The organism is Proteus sp. G3927 (assembly GCF_963894685.1).
Lineage (GTDB): Bacteria > Pseudomonadota > Gammaproteobacteria > Enterobacterales > Enterobacteriaceae > Proteus > Proteus mirabilis.
Genome location: NZ_CAWQGX010000028.1, coordinates 244,957 through 260,724, shown reverse-complemented (window position 1 = coordinate 260,724; position 15,768 = coordinate 244,957). Strand labels below are relative to the sequence as shown.

The following is a 15,768-nucleotide window of genomic DNA, read 5'->3' as shown; positions in this document are numbered from 1 at the left end:
GTTGCGTGTAATAAGCCAATAAGGCGGTTATTGTAGTCATTTGTGTGGTCAGTGACTAGAGTCAGTCGGCGCTAATTCTTTCTGGCGTTCAGTTTTGCTTATTTCTAATAAACTGATATAGCGCTTACCTATTATTTTTAAAGCAATGAGTTATGGCATAACAATGATGAGAAATGTAAAAAACGATTTTGATGCAGTCATTGCCGGTGGTGGCATGATTGGCGCAGCCGTTGCCATTGGGCTGGCGCAAGAAGGGTTGCGTGTTGCAATGGTAGAACGGCAATCTCCAGCACCTTTTGATGCCTCATCTCATCCTGATATTCGTATTTCTGCGATCAGCTGCGCGTCCGTTAGTTTATTAAAACAGCTAGGTGCATGGCAACATGTTTTAGCGATGCGCAGTGCGCCATACCTAACCCTCGAAACATGGGAAGAAGATAATGCCCATGTTATTTTTGATGCCAAAAGTCTTGGTTTACCTGAATTAGGTTATATGGTTGAAAATCGCATTTTGCAATTGGCATTGTGGCAAGAAGCAGAACGTTATAGCAATATCACTTTATTATGCCCAAATAGTCTAAGTAACATGAAATACTTAGATAATAAATGGCAAGTCACGCTTGCTGATGGTCAGGAAATCACCACTCAGTTAGTTGTAGGGGCCGATGGGGCTAATTCGCAAGTACGTCAAATGGCAGGGATTGGCAGTAATGGTTGGCAGTATCGTCAATCCTGTATGTTAATCACCGTGAAAACGCAATTGCCACCAGAAAAGGGTACATGGCAACGCTTTTACCCTTCAGGGCCACGGGCTTATTTGCCTTTGTTTGATAATTGGGCTTGCTTAGTTTGGTATGATTCTCCGCAGAGAATTAGAAAACTACAAACGATGCCAATGGCACAGTTAGAAAAAGAAATCGAACATGCTTTCCCTGAACGCTTAGGCAAAGTGACACCTATTGCAGCAGGCTCTTTTCCATTAACTCGTCAGCATGCTAGTCGTTATGTTGATAATGGTGTGATTTTAGTGGGGGATGCGGCACATACTATTAATCCATTAGCAGGACAGGGGGTTAACCTCGGTTATCGTGATGTGGATTGCTTGCTTAATTTAGTGGCGCAAGCGAAACAGCATTTTGAACCTTGGCATTCAATGGCATTGTTAAAAAAATATCAGCGCCGTCGTATGCCTGATAATATGCTGATGCAAGCAGGAATGGATCTCTTTTACCACGCTTTTAGCCATCAATTACCAGGTTTAAAATTAGCCAGAAATATCGGGTTATTAGCGGCGCAGCATGCAGGAAAAGCGAAAGAAGCCGCGTTACGTTATGCTTTAGGGATTAAATGATGAGCAATGCGATGATCTGAATTGTATTCATCGATCATCGCATTAGGTTTAAGCCTTTAAGTGCTTAGCATGAAAGGCTATATGTTCACCGATAAAACTCGCGACAAAATAGTAACTGTGGTCATAGCCTTGATGTAAATTTAAACAGCATGCAAACTGTTTTTTATCACACACTTGTGCTAAACGTTCTGGCTGTAGTTGCTGTTGGTAAAAAGGATCATCAAGACCGACATCCACTCGTATGGGTACTGTCTGTGGTGTTTTATTCAGTAATTCAATCGTGTCATATTGTTGCCATTGTGCCATATCGTCGCCTAAATAAGCGCTGAAGGCTTTTTGTCCCCAAGGGACTTGGGTTGGTGCAACAATGGGTGAAAACGCTGAAATACTGCAATAGCGAGACAAATTACGCAAACCAATCATCAATGCACCATGTCCCCCCATTGAATGTCCACTAATAGCACGTCGCTCATTGGCAGGAAAATGTGTCTCAATCAATTTAGGGAGTTCATTAACAATGTAGTCATACATTTTATAATGACTATTCCAAGGTGCTTGTGTGGCATTCAGATAAAAACTAGCACCTTGTCCTAAATCATAAGCACTATCATCAGCCACATTTTCACCACGAGGGCTAGTATCAGGTACCACTAAAATAACACCGTGTTGCGCAGCATATTGCTGTGCTCCAGCTTTAGTAATGAAGTTTTGTTCATTACAAGTTAATCCTGATAACCAATATAAAACCGGATATTTTTGCCTATCTTCCATAGGCGGGAGATAGATAGCAAATTTCATCTCACAATTGAGGGTGGTAGAGGTGTGTTGATAAACCTCTTGCCAACCGCCAAAACAGGCATGGCGTTCAATGTTGTTCATTTTGACTCCTTAACAACAAAGTCAGACCTATTTGATAATAGGCCTGAGAGTGATTAATCGAAATGAATAACAGTTCTAATTGATTTACCTTCATGCATTAAATCAAAGGCTTCATTTATTTTTTCAAGAGGTAAAGTGTGGGTCACAAAAGGTTTGAGTTCGATTTTCCCATTCATTGCATCTTCAACCATATTGGGTAGTTGGCTACGACCTTTTACTCCGCCAAATGCAGTCCCTTTCCATGAACGACCTGTGACGAGTTGGAAAGGGCGTGTTGAGATCTCTTGTCCTGCCCCCGCAACACCAATAATGATAGATTGCCCCCAACCACGGTGAGCACTCTCTAGAGCGGCTCTCATCACATTGACGTTACCAATACACTCAAAAGTATGATCAACGCCCCACTGAGTCATTTCAACCAGTACTTCTTGAATAGGTTTGTCATAATCATTGGGATTTAAACAGTCTGTGGCACCAAATTGGCGTGCTAATGCAAATTTTTCAGGATTAGTATCAATCGCAAAAATACGGCCTGCTTTGGCTTGTCTAGCGCCTTGCAGTACAGCAAGACCAATGCCACCTAAACCAAATACAGCCACCGAGTCACCTTGTTGTACTTTTGCCGTATTATGTACAGCACCAATACCTGTTGTCACGCCACAACCGAGTAAGCAGACTTCTTCATGGTTGGCTTGTGGATTGATTTTAGCGAGTGATACTTCAGCTACTACCGTATACTCACTAAAGGTAGAGCAACCCATATAGTGATAAATAGGTTGTCCATTATAGGAAAAGCGCGTTGTGCCATCAGGCATTAAGCCTTTACCTTGGGTTGCTCTTACTGCTACACAGAGATTCGTTTTGCCTGATTTACAAAATAGGCATTCGCCACATTCTGCTGTATAGAGAGGGATCACGTGATCACCCGGTTTGACACTGGTGACGCCTTCACCTACTTCAACCACCACCCCCGCGCCTTCATGACCTAAAATGGCCGGGAAAACACCCTCAGGATCATCACCTGAAAGGGTAAAGGCATCAGTATGGCATACGCCAGTGTGACTAATTTTAATCAATACCTCACCTGCTTGAGGTGGCATCACATCAACTTCAACAATTTTTAAAGGCTCTCCTGGTCCAAAGGCGACCGCAGCACGAGATTTCATAATGATATCCTTGTTGTTATTAGCGCAGGTAAGTGCGTATTAGTGAGATTGCATCATCAACGGAGTTTTTTTGATCTTCAGGAGAAGCGACGGCATCCATTAGACCTTCACGTAAATGACTTTCGAGTACGCCCGCCATCAGGCCATTGATAGCACCCCGAATGGCAGCAATTTGCTGTAAAACTTGACCGCATTCATTTTCGTTTTCAAGGGCGGTTTCTAATGCCAAAATTTGCCCTTTGATTTTTCTTACACGGGTTAACGCGGCTTTTTTTTCTGCTGGTGAGTGTGGCATATATAATCCTTAATTATACTATGGGGGAGTATAGTATTGGTATGAATATATGTACAGCTTGATCAAAAAATAGCGTTACGATGAGTTTATGTAGATTATCGAGCAAACAATGATAAGTATGAGAGTAATGAGGAAATAGACAAGGCGTCAGCGTGTTGATAAAGGGTGAGAGAGAGGGGATATTTAAGGCTAAAAACAAAAAAGACCCGCCATAGCGAGTCTTGTTTGTTGATTTTATTTAGTGTTTGACACTATTAATCAATGGTGCGGGAGGCGAGACTTGAACTCGCACACCTTGCGGCGCCAGAACCTAAATCTGGTGCGTCTACCAATTTCGCCACTCCCGCAACAACCTTTGAGAAAAAAAGACTCGTTTAACGAGTCTCTCTTTCAGAATATGGCTGGGGTACCTGGATTCGAACCAGGGCATGCCAGGATCAAAACCTGGTGCCTTACCGCTTGGCGATACCCCAAAATGGTGGCTATGACGGGATTCGAACCTGTGACCCCAACATTATGAGTGTTGTGCTCTAACCAGCTGAGCTACATAGCCAATAGGAGATAATTTCTCACTATTTATTGAATTTAGCAGAAATATGGCTGGGGTACCAGGATTCGAACCTGGGAATGCCAGGATCAAAACCTGGTGCCTTACCGCTTGGCGATACCCCATCCGCTAATTCAATTGTCAACACGCATATTATCTATCAGGAAAATGGCTGGGGTACCTGGATTCGAACCAGGGTATGCCAGGATCAAAACCTGGTGCCTTACCGCTTGGCGATACCCCACCTGATAAATTGACGACGGTTAAAATGGTGCGGGAGGCGAGACTTGAACTCGCACACCTTGCGGCGCCAGAACCTAAATCTGGTGCGTCTACCAATTTCGCCACTCCCGCAAAAAATATGGTGGCTATGACGGGATTCGAACCTGTGACCCCAACATTATGAGTGTTGTGCTCTAACCAGCTGAGCTACATAGCCATCTTTTTTTGCATAACCTTCGTCGGCGTTGCGGGGCGCATTATGCGTATTACAGACAAATCCGTCAACTGCTTTTTGCATTAATTTTCGAGAAAAGTGTTCGTTTGCTCGCTGGTTAATCATTTTGTCGAAAAAAGATCCAAAAAACAACCTTGTTGATGAAAAATCTTACTAAGTAAATAACAACAGATTGTCTGAATAAAAAGAAAAAACAGCCTAATAGGTGATAATTTGATAGCACAGGGAAGGGGATATTGCGGTGTGGTGGTGACATAATAAAACAACGCACAGTTATTTTAGCTGCACGTTGTTTTTTAAACAAAGATGACTGGTTGAAATTTATCCTAAAATTAATCTTAATTGAGATAAATAACAGCCTTCATTTAAAAATCCGTTTTATTGTAACAAAAAGATTATTTGTCGAATAAATATTGTAGTAACTCTCCATTAAGCATTGCTCGCTTGGTAAGTGCAAATGCCCCAATGGCTGAGCGATGATCAAGTTCGGAGATAACAACAGGAAGCGCTTCTCTAAACTCTTTTAATACTTGGGTATTAATGCAACTTTGGATCGACGGTAGTAATATTTCAGCCGCTTCGGTCACTTCTCCTGCCAGAACTACTTTTTGTGGGTTAAATAGGTTAATTGCAATGGCGATAGCTTTACCTAGATGAAGACCCACTTGTTTAATGGTTTCAACAGCGAGGGGATCGTTTTTTACCGCTGCATCGCATATATCTTGAATTTGGCATTGTGTTGCAGATAAATGCTGGCTGGGATAGCCTTGTTCAAGTTGGTAGCGGACTTTAGCTTCTATTGCGCTATTGGACGCAATAGTCTCTAAACAACCAAAGTTACCACAGTGGCAACGCTCTCCTAATGGATCTATTTGGATATGACCAATTTCACCAAGATTACCACGCTGGTTGAGCAAAATTTTGTTGTTGATAATAACACCAGCCCCTGCGCCACGATGAATACGAACCAAGATAGAATCTTCACAATCTCTGGTGGCACCAAAATAGTTTTCTGCTAAGGCGAGACTCCGAATATCATGGCCCGCATAGCAAGGCAGATCAAAGTGTTTTTCTAAGTTATCAACGAGTGCCCAGTTATTTACCTTCATATGAGGCATATAGTGGACAATGCCTTTATTAGGATCAACTAACCCGGGCAAGATAATTGAAATTGAAATAAGCTCATTAATACGACGTTGATTTTGTTTAATAAAATCATCAATAGCATTAATAAGCAAGGTTTCAACTTCTTGTTGGGTGCTTTGTTCTAAAGGGTAGTGTTGCTCTACTAAGGCTTTACCACTGAGATCATAAAGAGCAACAGTGGCATCATTGCGTCCTAATCGGACGCTGACGGTATTAAAACGGCGATGTTCCACAACAATGGATATTGCGCGACGACCTCCGGTTGAAGCCTGTTGATCAACTTCTTTAATCAAGCCACGTTCAAGAAGCTGACGAGTAATTTTAGTGACACTGGCAGGGGCGAGTTGGCTCTGCTCGGCGATTTGAATACGAGAAATCGGCCCGTGTTGATCAATGAGCCGATATACAATCGCACTGTTAAGTTGCTTAACAAGATCGATATTGCCAATTTGCGTTTCAGTGTTGTTGTGACTCATCAGCATTTACATCCATTAGTTATCTGTTATTTCAATACCATTGACAAATGTTGTGCAAAGGTTGAAGTCCTTATCAAAAGAAGCAATATTTGCTATTTTACCTGCTTCAATTGTACCGAGTTCGTTATCTGCACCAATCGCACGGGCAGGGTAAAGTGTTGCCATACGCAATGTTTCATCTAATGGAATACCAACATGAAGTACACTATTTTTAATAGCGTCAATCATCGTGAGTGATGAACCACTTAATGTACCGTCCGCATCCACACACAGCCCATTGCGATAATATATCGTTTTTCCAGCAAAAACGAAGCTATCCATCTCATTTTTATTTGGATCAAGCCCCGCAGGAGCTGTCGCATCTGTCACTAATAACAGTTTTTCACCTTTTAAGCGCTTACTGTTACGGATATTTGCCCATGAAACATGTAAACCATCGGCAATGATCCCTGCGTAAACCTCAGGGGTATCATAAATTGCCCCTACAAGACCCGGGCCACGACCTGAAATATAAGGCATTGCATTATAAAGGTGAGTCGACAATGAAATACCGTTACGAAAGCCTTTACGCGCTTCTTCATAGGTGGCATTTGAGTGGCCTGCAGAAACAACAATACCTGCTGTGATTAATTGACGAACATATTTTTCATCGACCATTTCTGGTGCGAGTGTAATTTTAGCGATGACATCAGCGTTATCACACAAATAGTCAATCATCTGTGCACTTGGTTGACGAATAAATTGAGGATCATGTGTCCCTTTTTTAATGATATTGATATAAGGGCCTTCTAAATGTAATCCCAACACTTTATTTTGGTGTTTTTGCATATAAGCACGAGTTGCTTCAATGCCTATTTTCATCAATTCATCAGAACAGGTAATTAATGTTGGTAAATAGCTAGTACAGCCTAAGCGTTCATTGGCTTTTTGCATAATCTCTAGCGTTTTTACTGTGACATTTTCCGCGGTGTCATTAAATTGTACACCGCCACAGCCATTGACTTGTAAATCAATAAAACCGGGGGAGACAATCGCACCTTGCATATCACGAGTGGCTATATCTTTTGGTAGTTGATCCTGTGGGCAAACCTGCTCAATACGTGACCCGTTAATAATAATGGCGTGATCTTCTAAACGGTCATAACCTGTATAAATAACAGCATTTGTTAAGGCAAACATACCTTTGTCTCCTAATATAAGGGAAGTCAATCTAAAAAACCGATATCAGCCAGCAAATTCTGGCTGATAAGTAAGAGAGCTTAGTTTTCCACTACTTATCGTAGGTACTTAATTTACTAAACTTAATCTTGGTATTGCTGGCGCTCTTGCGCTTCAATTTGTTGAAAATAACGCAGTGTTTTCACACGCAGTTCCATTGTCGCCGGATCATCACAGACTAAAATTGCTTTAGGGTGTAATTGCACGCAAGAGATAGTCCATAGATGATTAACAGCACCTTCTGTTGCCACCTGTACTGCTTGAGCCTTATTGATGCCAGTCGCTAAAATCATTAACTCTTCTGCATCTAATAATGTCCCTACACCGACAGTTAGCGCATATTTAGGCACTTTATTGATATCGTTGTCGAAGAATCGTGAATTAGCGAGACGAGTATCTTCAGTCAGTGTTTTCATCCGTGTACGAGAAGCGAGTGATGAGGCGGGTTCATTAAAAGCGATATGACCATCATTACCAACACCTCCCATAAACAGATTGATTTTGCCATAAGACTTTATTTTCGCCTCATAACGTGCACATTCTGCTTGTGGATCTGTTGCATTACCGTTTAATAAATTGATATTTTCATCTTTAATATCAATATGATTAAAAAAGTTCTCATACATAAAAGTACGATAACTTTGTGGGTGATCTGCTGGAATGCCAACATATTCGTCCATATTGAAGGTGACAACATGCTGGAAACTTACTTTACCTGCACGATGTAGTTCAATTAGCGCTTTGTACGTTGCTAATGGCGTACCACCAGTAGGTAAACCAAGAACAAAAGGACGATCGGCGCTTGGCGCAAATGCGTTAATTTTCTCAACGATATAATTAGCCGACCATTTTCCCACTTGCTGTGCCGTGGATAGGGGGATTAACCTCATAATAACCTCATAGAAAAAAGACAAATCTGACAATCAAGTTACATACTATTTCAATGCGTGATTATCAGTGACTCATCTATAACACGAATTGCTTTTCATTTTTAGTCAATGAAGACATCAATCCTTCAAAAGATATTTTTAATCATAAAATAAGCTTTCTGACTTAGCCAGCATTTAAGCTAAAAAATATCCTATATAGGTGACTTTAATCACAAATTAGCACTAATTAATTTGCGATACAAAATAATTTTTTTAGACTAAAAATGGAATTAAATAATTAACTCATCAATAAATATAAATGAGTATAAATAAGATCCCAAATAGGGGTTATCCAAGGGGGAGTGTGTGAATATTTTAAGTTATCTGCAAAAGATAGGACGGGCATTGATGGTGCCCGTTGCGACATTGCCTGCTGCAGCAATTCTGATGGGAATAGGCTACTGGATTGATCCGGTAGGCTGGGGAAACGATAATGCGCTAGCTGCTTTACTGATCAAATCAGGTGCTGCCATTATCGATAATATGTCAGTATTGTTTGCGATAGGTGTTGCTTATGGTATGTCAAAAGACAAAGACGGGGCGGCGGCCTTAACTGGCTTTGTCGGCTTTTTAGTGGTGACTACACTTTGTTCACCTGCTGCGGTATCGATGATCAAAGGTCTACCACTTGCAGAAGTGCCTGTGGCTTTTGGTAAAATAAACAACCAGTTTGTCGGTATTCTGGTTGGGGTACTTTCAGCTGAGCTGTATAACCGCTTTAGCAGTGTCGAATTACCTCGTGCATTATCATTTTTTAGTGGTCGTCGCTTAGTGCCGATCCTCACGTCATTCTTGATGATTATCGTCGCCTTTATTCTAATGTATATCTGGCCGGTAATTTACGGTGGCTTAGTGAGCTTTGGTGAAAGCATTAAAGATATGGGGGCTTTGGGCGCCGGTATTTATGCTTTCTTTAACCGCCTATTAATTCCTGTTGGTTTACACCATGCGCTGAACTCTGTGTTCTGGTTTGATGTGGCGGGTATTAATGATATTCCTAACTTCCTTGCTGGTCAGCAAGCGATTGATGCGGGCTTGGCAACGGTCGGTGTGACAGGACGTTATCAAGCAGGTTTCTTCCCAGTTATGATGTTTGGTTTACCAGGGGCAGCACTGGCTATTTATCATTGTGCGCGCAAAGAGCATAAAGCAAAAGTTGCCGGTATCATGATGGCTGGGGCATTTGCGGCATTCTTTACGGGGATCACTGAACCGCTTGAATTCTCCTTTATGTTTGTTGCTCCAGTGCTTTATGTTATTCACGCATTCTTAATGGCGATTTCTGTTTATATTGCCGCAAGTATGGAGTGGATTTCAGGCTTTGGCTTTAGTGCGGGCCTTGTGGATATGTTCTTATCTTCACGCAACCCTCTGGCGGTTAAATGGTATATGTTGATTGTGCAAGGTATCGCATTCTTCTTCATTTACTATGGTATTTTCCGTTTCACTATTACTAAATTTAACCTGAAAACACCGGGTCGTGAAGATGAAGTGGCGGGGGATGAAACCGCAGACGGCTATGATGAAGATATCAAAGCCGTCCCCACTAATAGCAAAGAAGCAGTGCAACAAGAAGCACGTCAATATATCGCTGCAGTTGGTGGCTCAGATAACTTAACTGGTATTGATGCTTGTATTACTCGTTTACGTTTAAATGTAAAAGATGCCAGTGTAGTCAACGATGCTTACGCAAAACACCTAGGTGCTTCAGGGGTTATTCGCTTAAATAAACAGAGTGTTCAAGTGATTGTGGGCACACGGGCTGAAATTGTTGCAAGTGCCATGCGTGATGTATTAGCACAAGGCCCAGTTGCCGCTTATGCTGGTAGACATACAGATAACGCGGTATCGACAGAAAAAACATCAGAAAAACAGACTAATAATGATGCCAAAGTCATTCTTGAAATGGTCGCGCCATTTGATGGTGAAGTGGTTGCATTAAAAGATGTGCCTGATGAAGCTTTCTCAAGCGGTGTCGTGGGAGATGGTCTTGCTATTAAACCCACATCAAATATTGTGATGGCACCTGCTGCCGGTACGGTAGTAAAAATCTTTGATACTAACCACGCATTTTGCATTGAAACGGATAACGGTGTTGAGATTATCGTCCATATGGGGATTGATACGGTCGCATTAGGAGGAAAAGGCTTTAAACGTCTGGTTGAAGAAGGTACAGAGGTTAAACTCGGCCAGCCTATCTTAGAGCTAGATCTTGAGTATTTAAACACTAATGCTAAATCAATGATAAGTCCGGTTATCATCAGTAATATCGATGACTTTGATAAAGTGAGTGATATTGCATCCGGCCAAGTGACGGCAAATAACACCATAATCTATAAAGTATTAAAATAAATATCATATAGATATTTAATCCTCTATAAAGAGATGGTTAAATAAGACGATAAAACGGGGAGTGTTGTCTACTTCCCGTTTTTTTATCCCTATCTTGATAAATATCTCTGCGCTCTCTTTCGCTAGGGTATTTATGAAACCTGCTTATTGGATTATAGTAGGTCAATATGCGTTTTGCTTTGAGGAAAAAATGACCATGAATGAGGCAGATGCCCGCCCAACGAACTTTATTCGTCAAATTATTGACGAAGATCTGGCTACCGGGAAACATAATAGTGTCCATACCCGTTTCCCTCCTGAACCTAATGGCTATCTTCATATTGGCCATGCAAAATCAATTTGCTTAAATTTTGGTATTGCACAAGATTATCAAGGTAAATGTAATTTACGTTTTGATGATACGAATCCAGTAAAAGAAGATGTTGAATATATCAACTCGATTCAAAAAGACGTTCAGTGGTTAGGTTTCCAATGGGATGGTAACGTTCATTACTCCTCTGACTATTTTGATCAACTGTATCAATATGCGATTGAGCTGATTAACAAAGGCTTGGCTTATGTTGATGAGTTGAGTGCTGAAGAAATTCGTGAATATCGTGGCACACTCAAAGAGCCAGGAAAAAATAGCCCTTATCGCTCTCGTAGTGTAGAAGAAAACTTAGCGCTATTTGAAAAAATGCGTGCGGGTGGCTTTGAAGAGGGGAAAGCGTGCCTACGTGCGAAAATTGACATGGCATCACCATTTATTGTCATGCGTGATCCTGTTCTTTACCGGATCAAATTCGCTGAACACCATCAAACCGGTAACAAATGGTGCATTTATCCAATGTATGATTTTACCCATTGTATTTCTGATGCATTGGAAAATATCACACATTCTTTATGTACTTTGGAATTCCAAGATAACCGTCGTTTATATGATTGGGTGTTGGATAATATCACTATTCCTTGCCACCCTCGTCAATATGAGTTCTCACGTCTTAATCTTGAATATACCGTCATGTCTAAGCGCAAGCTAAATCAGCTTGTGACAGAAAATATTGTTGATGGTTGGGATGATCCGCGTATGCCGACAATTTCTGGCTTACGTCGTCGTGGTTATACGGCTGAGTCAATCCGCGAATTCTGTCAACGTATTGGTGTGACCAAACAAGATAACAACGTGGAAATGGCATCATTAGAAGCTTGTATTCGTGATGATTTAAACGAAAACGCACCTCGTGCAATGGCTGTTATCGATCCGGTACGTTTAGTGATTGAAAATATGCCAGAAGGTGAAGAGATTTTAACTGCGCCAAATCACCCAAATAAACCAGAAATGGGAACTCGTGAAGTACCATTTAGCCGTGAAATTTATATTGATCGTGCAGACTTTAAAGAAGAAGCCAATCGTCAATATAAACGTCTGGTATTAGGTAAAGAAGTCCGTCTGCGTAATGCTTATGTCATTAAAGCAGAACGAGTTGAAAAAGATGAACAAGGTGAAATAACCACCATTTATTGTACTTACGATCCACAGACGTTAAATAAAGATCCGGCTGATGGTCGTAAAGTAAAAGGGGTGATCCACTGGGTAAGCATTCCACATGCTATTCCAGCAGAAATTCGTCTTTATGATCGTTTATTTAGCGTACCGAATCCTGGTGCTGAAGAGGATTTCTTATCAACCATTAACCCTGAATCATTAGTGATCCGTCAAGGTTTTGTGGAAGCAAACTTAAAAGATGCGGCTATTGAAAAAGCGTATCAATTTGAGCGTGAAGGTTACTTCTGTGCTGATAAGCTTTCGACAGCGGATAAACTGGTCTTTAACCGTACTGTTGGTTTACGTGATACTTGGGCGAAGATTTCGAAACAAGGTTAATACGCTCTGTTTTAGTGGCGTGTAATATCACTAAACTCACATCTTAATAAAATGCTCGATAATAATTTATCGAGCATTTTTTATTTATCAAATAAGTTTGTTTTTATCGACCAATAATTATTATTTTTTATTTTGTAATGTGAGTTTCTATAGCTATTATTTGTATCAATTCTTATTTACGTTGTGTTAAATTATTAACTTTTGTCATCATCTTCTTCTTTTATTTCATATGATTATATTGAATTTGTCTATAATAATAAAAATGTGAACCATGACACATATTTTTCTTTTCTAAAAAAGTTTATTAATTAATACGACTAATAATTCTTTTCTATAAAAACGAAACATTATCATATTAGGTGTGATAATTTTCTTTTTTAATATCAATATATTAAAAAATATTTACGTTCTACTTGTCCCTCATTGACTAAAGAAAAAATATGAAACTGTAATTAAGTAATGTGCCCTTGGTCATATTTTGATAAAAATTCTTTTTTTTAGGTTGATAATTCGCGTCGCGAAAAATAAGCTGTTGTTAACCTAATTTTAGGTTTTTTCCCCATTTGGGGTTTTATATTTGGAAATAGGCGTTGGTGCTTATTTCTTTTTTAGTCAAAGTCAAAGAGGAAACAATGCTATGGTTATGCAACATGCTAAACCAGGCAGGGTGGCACTTGCCGTTATGGGCGCATTGCTTGTAACTGCACTACCTGCGAAAATGTCTTATGCTGAAGGATTTATTGATGACTCAACCCTGACAGGGGGGATCTATTACTGGCAACGTGACCGTGATAGAAAAGAGTTAACACCAAACAGTCCTGATTACGGCAAATATAAAGCAAATTTACACCACTCTACCTTTAACGCTAATCTTGATTTTTCTTCTGGTTATCTGGGTGATTTTTTTGGTATTGATTTAGCTGCTTTTGGTGCTGTTGAACTTAACAACAGTGGGCCAGCTGCACCTAATGAAATAGGATTTAGTGATGCAAAAAGTCGCTGGGATGAAAAATGGACAGGTGATCGCAGTGGCGTGAGTATTTATAAAGCTGCTGCTAAATTTAAATTAGGCCATTTCTGGGCTCAAGGTGGATATATTCAACCTAAAGGGCAAACATTATTACGTCCTCATTGGAGTTTCTTACCCGGTACTTATCGCGGTGCAGAAGCGGGCGCTGTATTTGATTTCGATAAAAATGGTGAACTCTCTTTCTCATATATGTGGACTGATGAATATAAAGCGCCGTGGTATCGGAATATGTACAATTTCCGTAAGGCAGACTTAGAGACAAATATCAGTTATTTACACTCTTTTGGTGCCAAATATGATTTTAAAAATAGCTTAGTATTAGAAGCCGCATTTGGCCAAGCTGATGGTTATATTGATCAATATTTTGGCAAAGTTTCTTACGATTTCCCTATCGCAAATAATACATTAAAAACCTCTTATCAATTCTACGGTGCAAAAGATAAAGTCACCGGAGGGGGAATTAACGATGTTTATGATGGTTTGGCATGGTTACAAGCATTCACTTTAGGTTATACCTACAATGTATTTGATTTTAAAGTTGAAGGTACTTGGGTTAAAGCAGAAGGTAACCAAGGTTACTTTTTACAACGTATGACGCCGGGATGGGCAACCTCGAATGGTCGTTTAGATATCTGGTGGGATGGTCGTTCTGATTTTAACGCCAATGGTGAAAAAGCATTATACGCGGGAGTGATGTATGATCTAAAAAATTGGGATCTACCGGGCTGGGCGATTGGTACTTCCTATGTGTATGCTTGGGATGCAAAACCGAGTAGTAACCCTATTTATGACCAAAGTAAACGTATTAGAGAAAGCGCATGGAATGCCGACATCATGTATACCGTTCAAGAGGGGAGAGCGAAAGGTACGTTATTTAAACTCCACTACACTCGTTATGATAACCATTCCGATATACCAAGCTATGAAGGTGGTTTTGGTAATATCTTCCAAGATGAAAAAGACGTTAAATTCAATGTGATCATGCCATTTACGATTTTCTAAATAACAATAAGGATAAAGTGTATTTATTACGCTTTATCCTTAATAGTTTGAGAGTGTGATAGGAGTAAAACATGATTAAAAGCACAAATATCATGATAATAAATGGTCACCCTGCATCTGTTGTTTATGGATCAGAAATAAGTGCATTCCGAGGACAATTTTTAGATGTCAATGGGTATTGTGACTTTGTTGCTGATAGTATTGAAGGGTTGCAAAAAGAAGGCGCAATTTCCTTAGCTGAATTTATTGAGACTTGTACTGAAGAGGAGATCGCACCTTTTAAAAGTAGAAGATAAGCTGAAAGTATTTACACTACGCTATCCTGCTTGGTTAGAGGCGAGATTGAATGCCCATGATATTTCAAAAAATCAATTTATTGTGCAACTATTAGAGCGTGAATTAGTTGTACGTTAACATTTCAAAATGTAGTAAATCTTTACCAATAAAAAAGGAACTGCAGGCAGTTCCTTTTTTTACTGAGATATTATCCAGAATGATTACTTCTCATCATGTGCGTGGCTATCTTCTTTACAATTACCTGCGGCGCAGTGACCATATAAATACAGGCTATGATTGGAAAGTTTGATGCCATGGCGTTCAGCGATATTTCTTTGACGAACTTCGATAGCATCGTCAGTAAACTCGATAACTTTACCACAATCCAGGCAAATTAAGTGATCATGGTGATGTTGTTGAGTTAATTCAAATACTGATTTACCACCTTCAAAATTATGTCGGGTAACAATACCAGCATCATCAAATTGGTTTAAGACGCGATAGACTGTTGCCAGACCAATCTCTTCGCCGATATCGATCAGTTTTTTATAGAGATCTTCAGCACTGACATGATGGCACTCAGGATCCTGGAGCACTTCCAAGATCTTTAAGCGAGGAAGTGTAACTTTTAACCCAGCATTTTTTAACGCTTTATTATTGTCGGTCATGCGGATTTAATCCTGTTGCTAATGGTGAATTTAATATGTGCTCACAAAATACTGTATATATTCATTAATACATAGGGTATTTAATAACCTTAATGATTATAGGCATGATATT

General features: G+C 40.1%; 11 protein-coding genes, 7 tRNA genes and 1 pseudogene. 5 read left to right on the top strand and 14 right to left on the bottom strand.

The genetic code is table 11. From position 1 onward, the window contains the following. Positions 1 to 163 precede the first annotated feature (163 nt). Positions 164 to 1,351, top strand: a complete 1,188-nt coding sequence (ubiF, locus tag AACV00_RS12470) for a 3-demethoxyubiquinol 3-hydroxylase (protein WP_004247447.1) — start codon at positions 164 to 166, stop codon at positions 1,349 to 1,351. A 48-nt stretch (positions 1,352 to 1,399) separates the two neighbouring features. Here the strand turns inward: ubiF and fghA are convergent, their stop codons facing one another. From fghA to nagB, 13 genes are all read right to left on the bottom strand, one after another. Beyond that, a complete protein-coding gene (fghA, locus tag AACV00_RS12465; protein WP_104731541.1) occupies positions 1,400 to 2,230 on the bottom strand; it encodes an S-formylglutathione hydrolase in 831 nt (276 codons plus the stop codon). A 53-nt stretch (positions 2,231 to 2,283) separates the two neighbouring features. Beyond that, positions 2,284 to 3,396 (bottom strand): S-(hydroxymethyl)glutathione dehydrogenase/class III alcohol dehydrogenase, encoded by a 1,113-nt coding sequence (locus tag AACV00_RS12460; RefSeq protein WP_012367592.1) that lies wholly within the window; start codon positions 3,394 to 3,396, stop codon positions 2,284 to 2,286. A gap of 19 nt (positions 3,397 to 3,415) precedes the next feature. Continuing rightward, a complete protein-coding gene (gene frmR / locus AACV00_RS12455; protein ID WP_004246023.1) occupies positions 3,416 to 3,691 on the bottom strand; it encodes a formaldehyde-responsive transcriptional repressor FrmR in 276 nt (91 codons plus the stop codon). Between the two features lie 262 nt (positions 3,692 to 3,953). Then, positions 3,954 to 4,038, bottom strand: a tRNA-Leu gene (locus AACV00_RS12450). Between the two features lie 51 nt (positions 4,039 to 4,089). Further along, positions 4,090 to 4,164, bottom strand: a tRNA-Gln gene (locus AACV00_RS12445). A 3-nt stretch (positions 4,165 to 4,167) separates the two neighbouring features. Further along, positions 4,168 to 4,244, bottom strand: a tRNA-Met gene (locus AACV00_RS12440). A gap of 44 nt (positions 4,245 to 4,288) precedes the next feature. Then, positions 4,289 to 4,363: transfer RNA gene (locus AACV00_RS12435), tRNA-Gln, on the bottom strand. A 44-nt stretch (positions 4,364 to 4,407) separates the two neighbouring features. Then, a tRNA-Gln gene (locus AACV00_RS12430) sits at positions 4,408 to 4,482 on the bottom strand. Positions 4,483 to 4,507: 25 nt separating this feature from the next. Continuing rightward, a tRNA-Leu gene (locus AACV00_RS12425) sits at positions 4,508 to 4,592 on the bottom strand. Between the two features lie 8 nt (positions 4,593 to 4,600). Further along, positions 4,601 to 4,677: transfer RNA gene (locus tag AACV00_RS12420), tRNA-Met, on the bottom strand. Between the two features lie 413 nt (positions 4,678 to 5,090). Further along, positions 5,091 to 6,323 carry a DNA-binding transcriptional regulator NagC gene (gene nagC / locus AACV00_RS12415; protein WP_004246020.1) on the bottom strand — a complete coding sequence of 411 codons (1,233 nt, stop codon included), beginning with the start codon at positions 6,321 to 6,323 and terminating at the stop codon, positions 5,091 to 5,093. Positions 6,324 to 6,332: 9 nt separating this feature from the next. Beyond that, positions 6,333 to 7,496, bottom strand: coding sequence for an N-acetylglucosamine-6-phosphate deacetylase (gene nagA / locus AACV00_RS12410; RefSeq protein ID WP_004246019.1), 1,164 nt, complete (start codon positions 7,494 to 7,496; stop codon positions 6,333 to 6,335). Positions 7,497 to 7,618: 122 nt separating this feature from the next. Further along, positions 7,619 to 8,425: a glucosamine-6-phosphate deaminase gene (gene nagB, locus AACV00_RS12405; protein WP_004247451.1), complete on the bottom strand. Its 807-nt coding sequence runs from the start codon at positions 8,423 to 8,425 to the stop codon at positions 7,619 to 7,621. Positions 8,426 to 8,812: 387 nt separating this feature from the next. Here nagB and nagE point away from each other — a divergent pair, with 387 nt between their 5' ends. The 4 genes and pseudogenes from nagE (at position 8,813) to AACV00_RS12385 (ending at position 15,126) form a co-directional block, all read left to right on the top strand. Then, the gene (gene nagE / locus AACV00_RS12400; RefSeq protein WP_004252221.1) at positions 8,813 to 10,816 is read left to right on the top strand and encodes an N-acetylglucosamine-specific PTS transporter subunit IIBC; all 2,004 of its coding nucleotides are present in this window, start codon (positions 8,813 to 8,815) and stop codon (positions 10,814 to 10,816) included. Positions 10,817 to 11,012: 196 nt separating this feature from the next. After that, a complete protein-coding gene (gene glnS / locus AACV00_RS12395) occupies positions 11,013 to 12,680 on the top strand; it encodes a glutamine--tRNA ligase (protein WP_161680314.1) in 1,668 nt (555 codons plus the stop codon). Between the two features lie 637 nt (positions 12,681 to 13,317). Beyond that, complete coding sequence (gene chiP / locus AACV00_RS12390) at positions 13,318 to 14,712, top strand: chitoporin ChiP (RefSeq protein ID WP_004247531.1); 1,395 nt, start codon at positions 13,318 to 13,320, stop codon at positions 14,710 to 14,712. 71 nt (positions 14,713 to 14,783) lie between these two features. Next, positions 14,784 to 15,126, top strand: a pseudogene (locus AACV00_RS12385) (type II toxin-antitoxin system HicB family antitoxin). A gap of 83 nt (positions 15,127 to 15,209) precedes the next feature. On the opposite strand, the gene fur reads toward AACV00_RS12385, so the two are convergent. Further along, positions 15,210 to 15,656 (bottom strand): ferric iron uptake transcriptional regulator, encoded by a 447-nt coding sequence (gene fur / locus AACV00_RS12380; protein ID WP_004244382.1) that lies wholly within the window; start codon positions 15,654 to 15,656, stop codon positions 15,210 to 15,212. Positions 15,657 to 15,768: the final 112 nt, after the last annotated feature.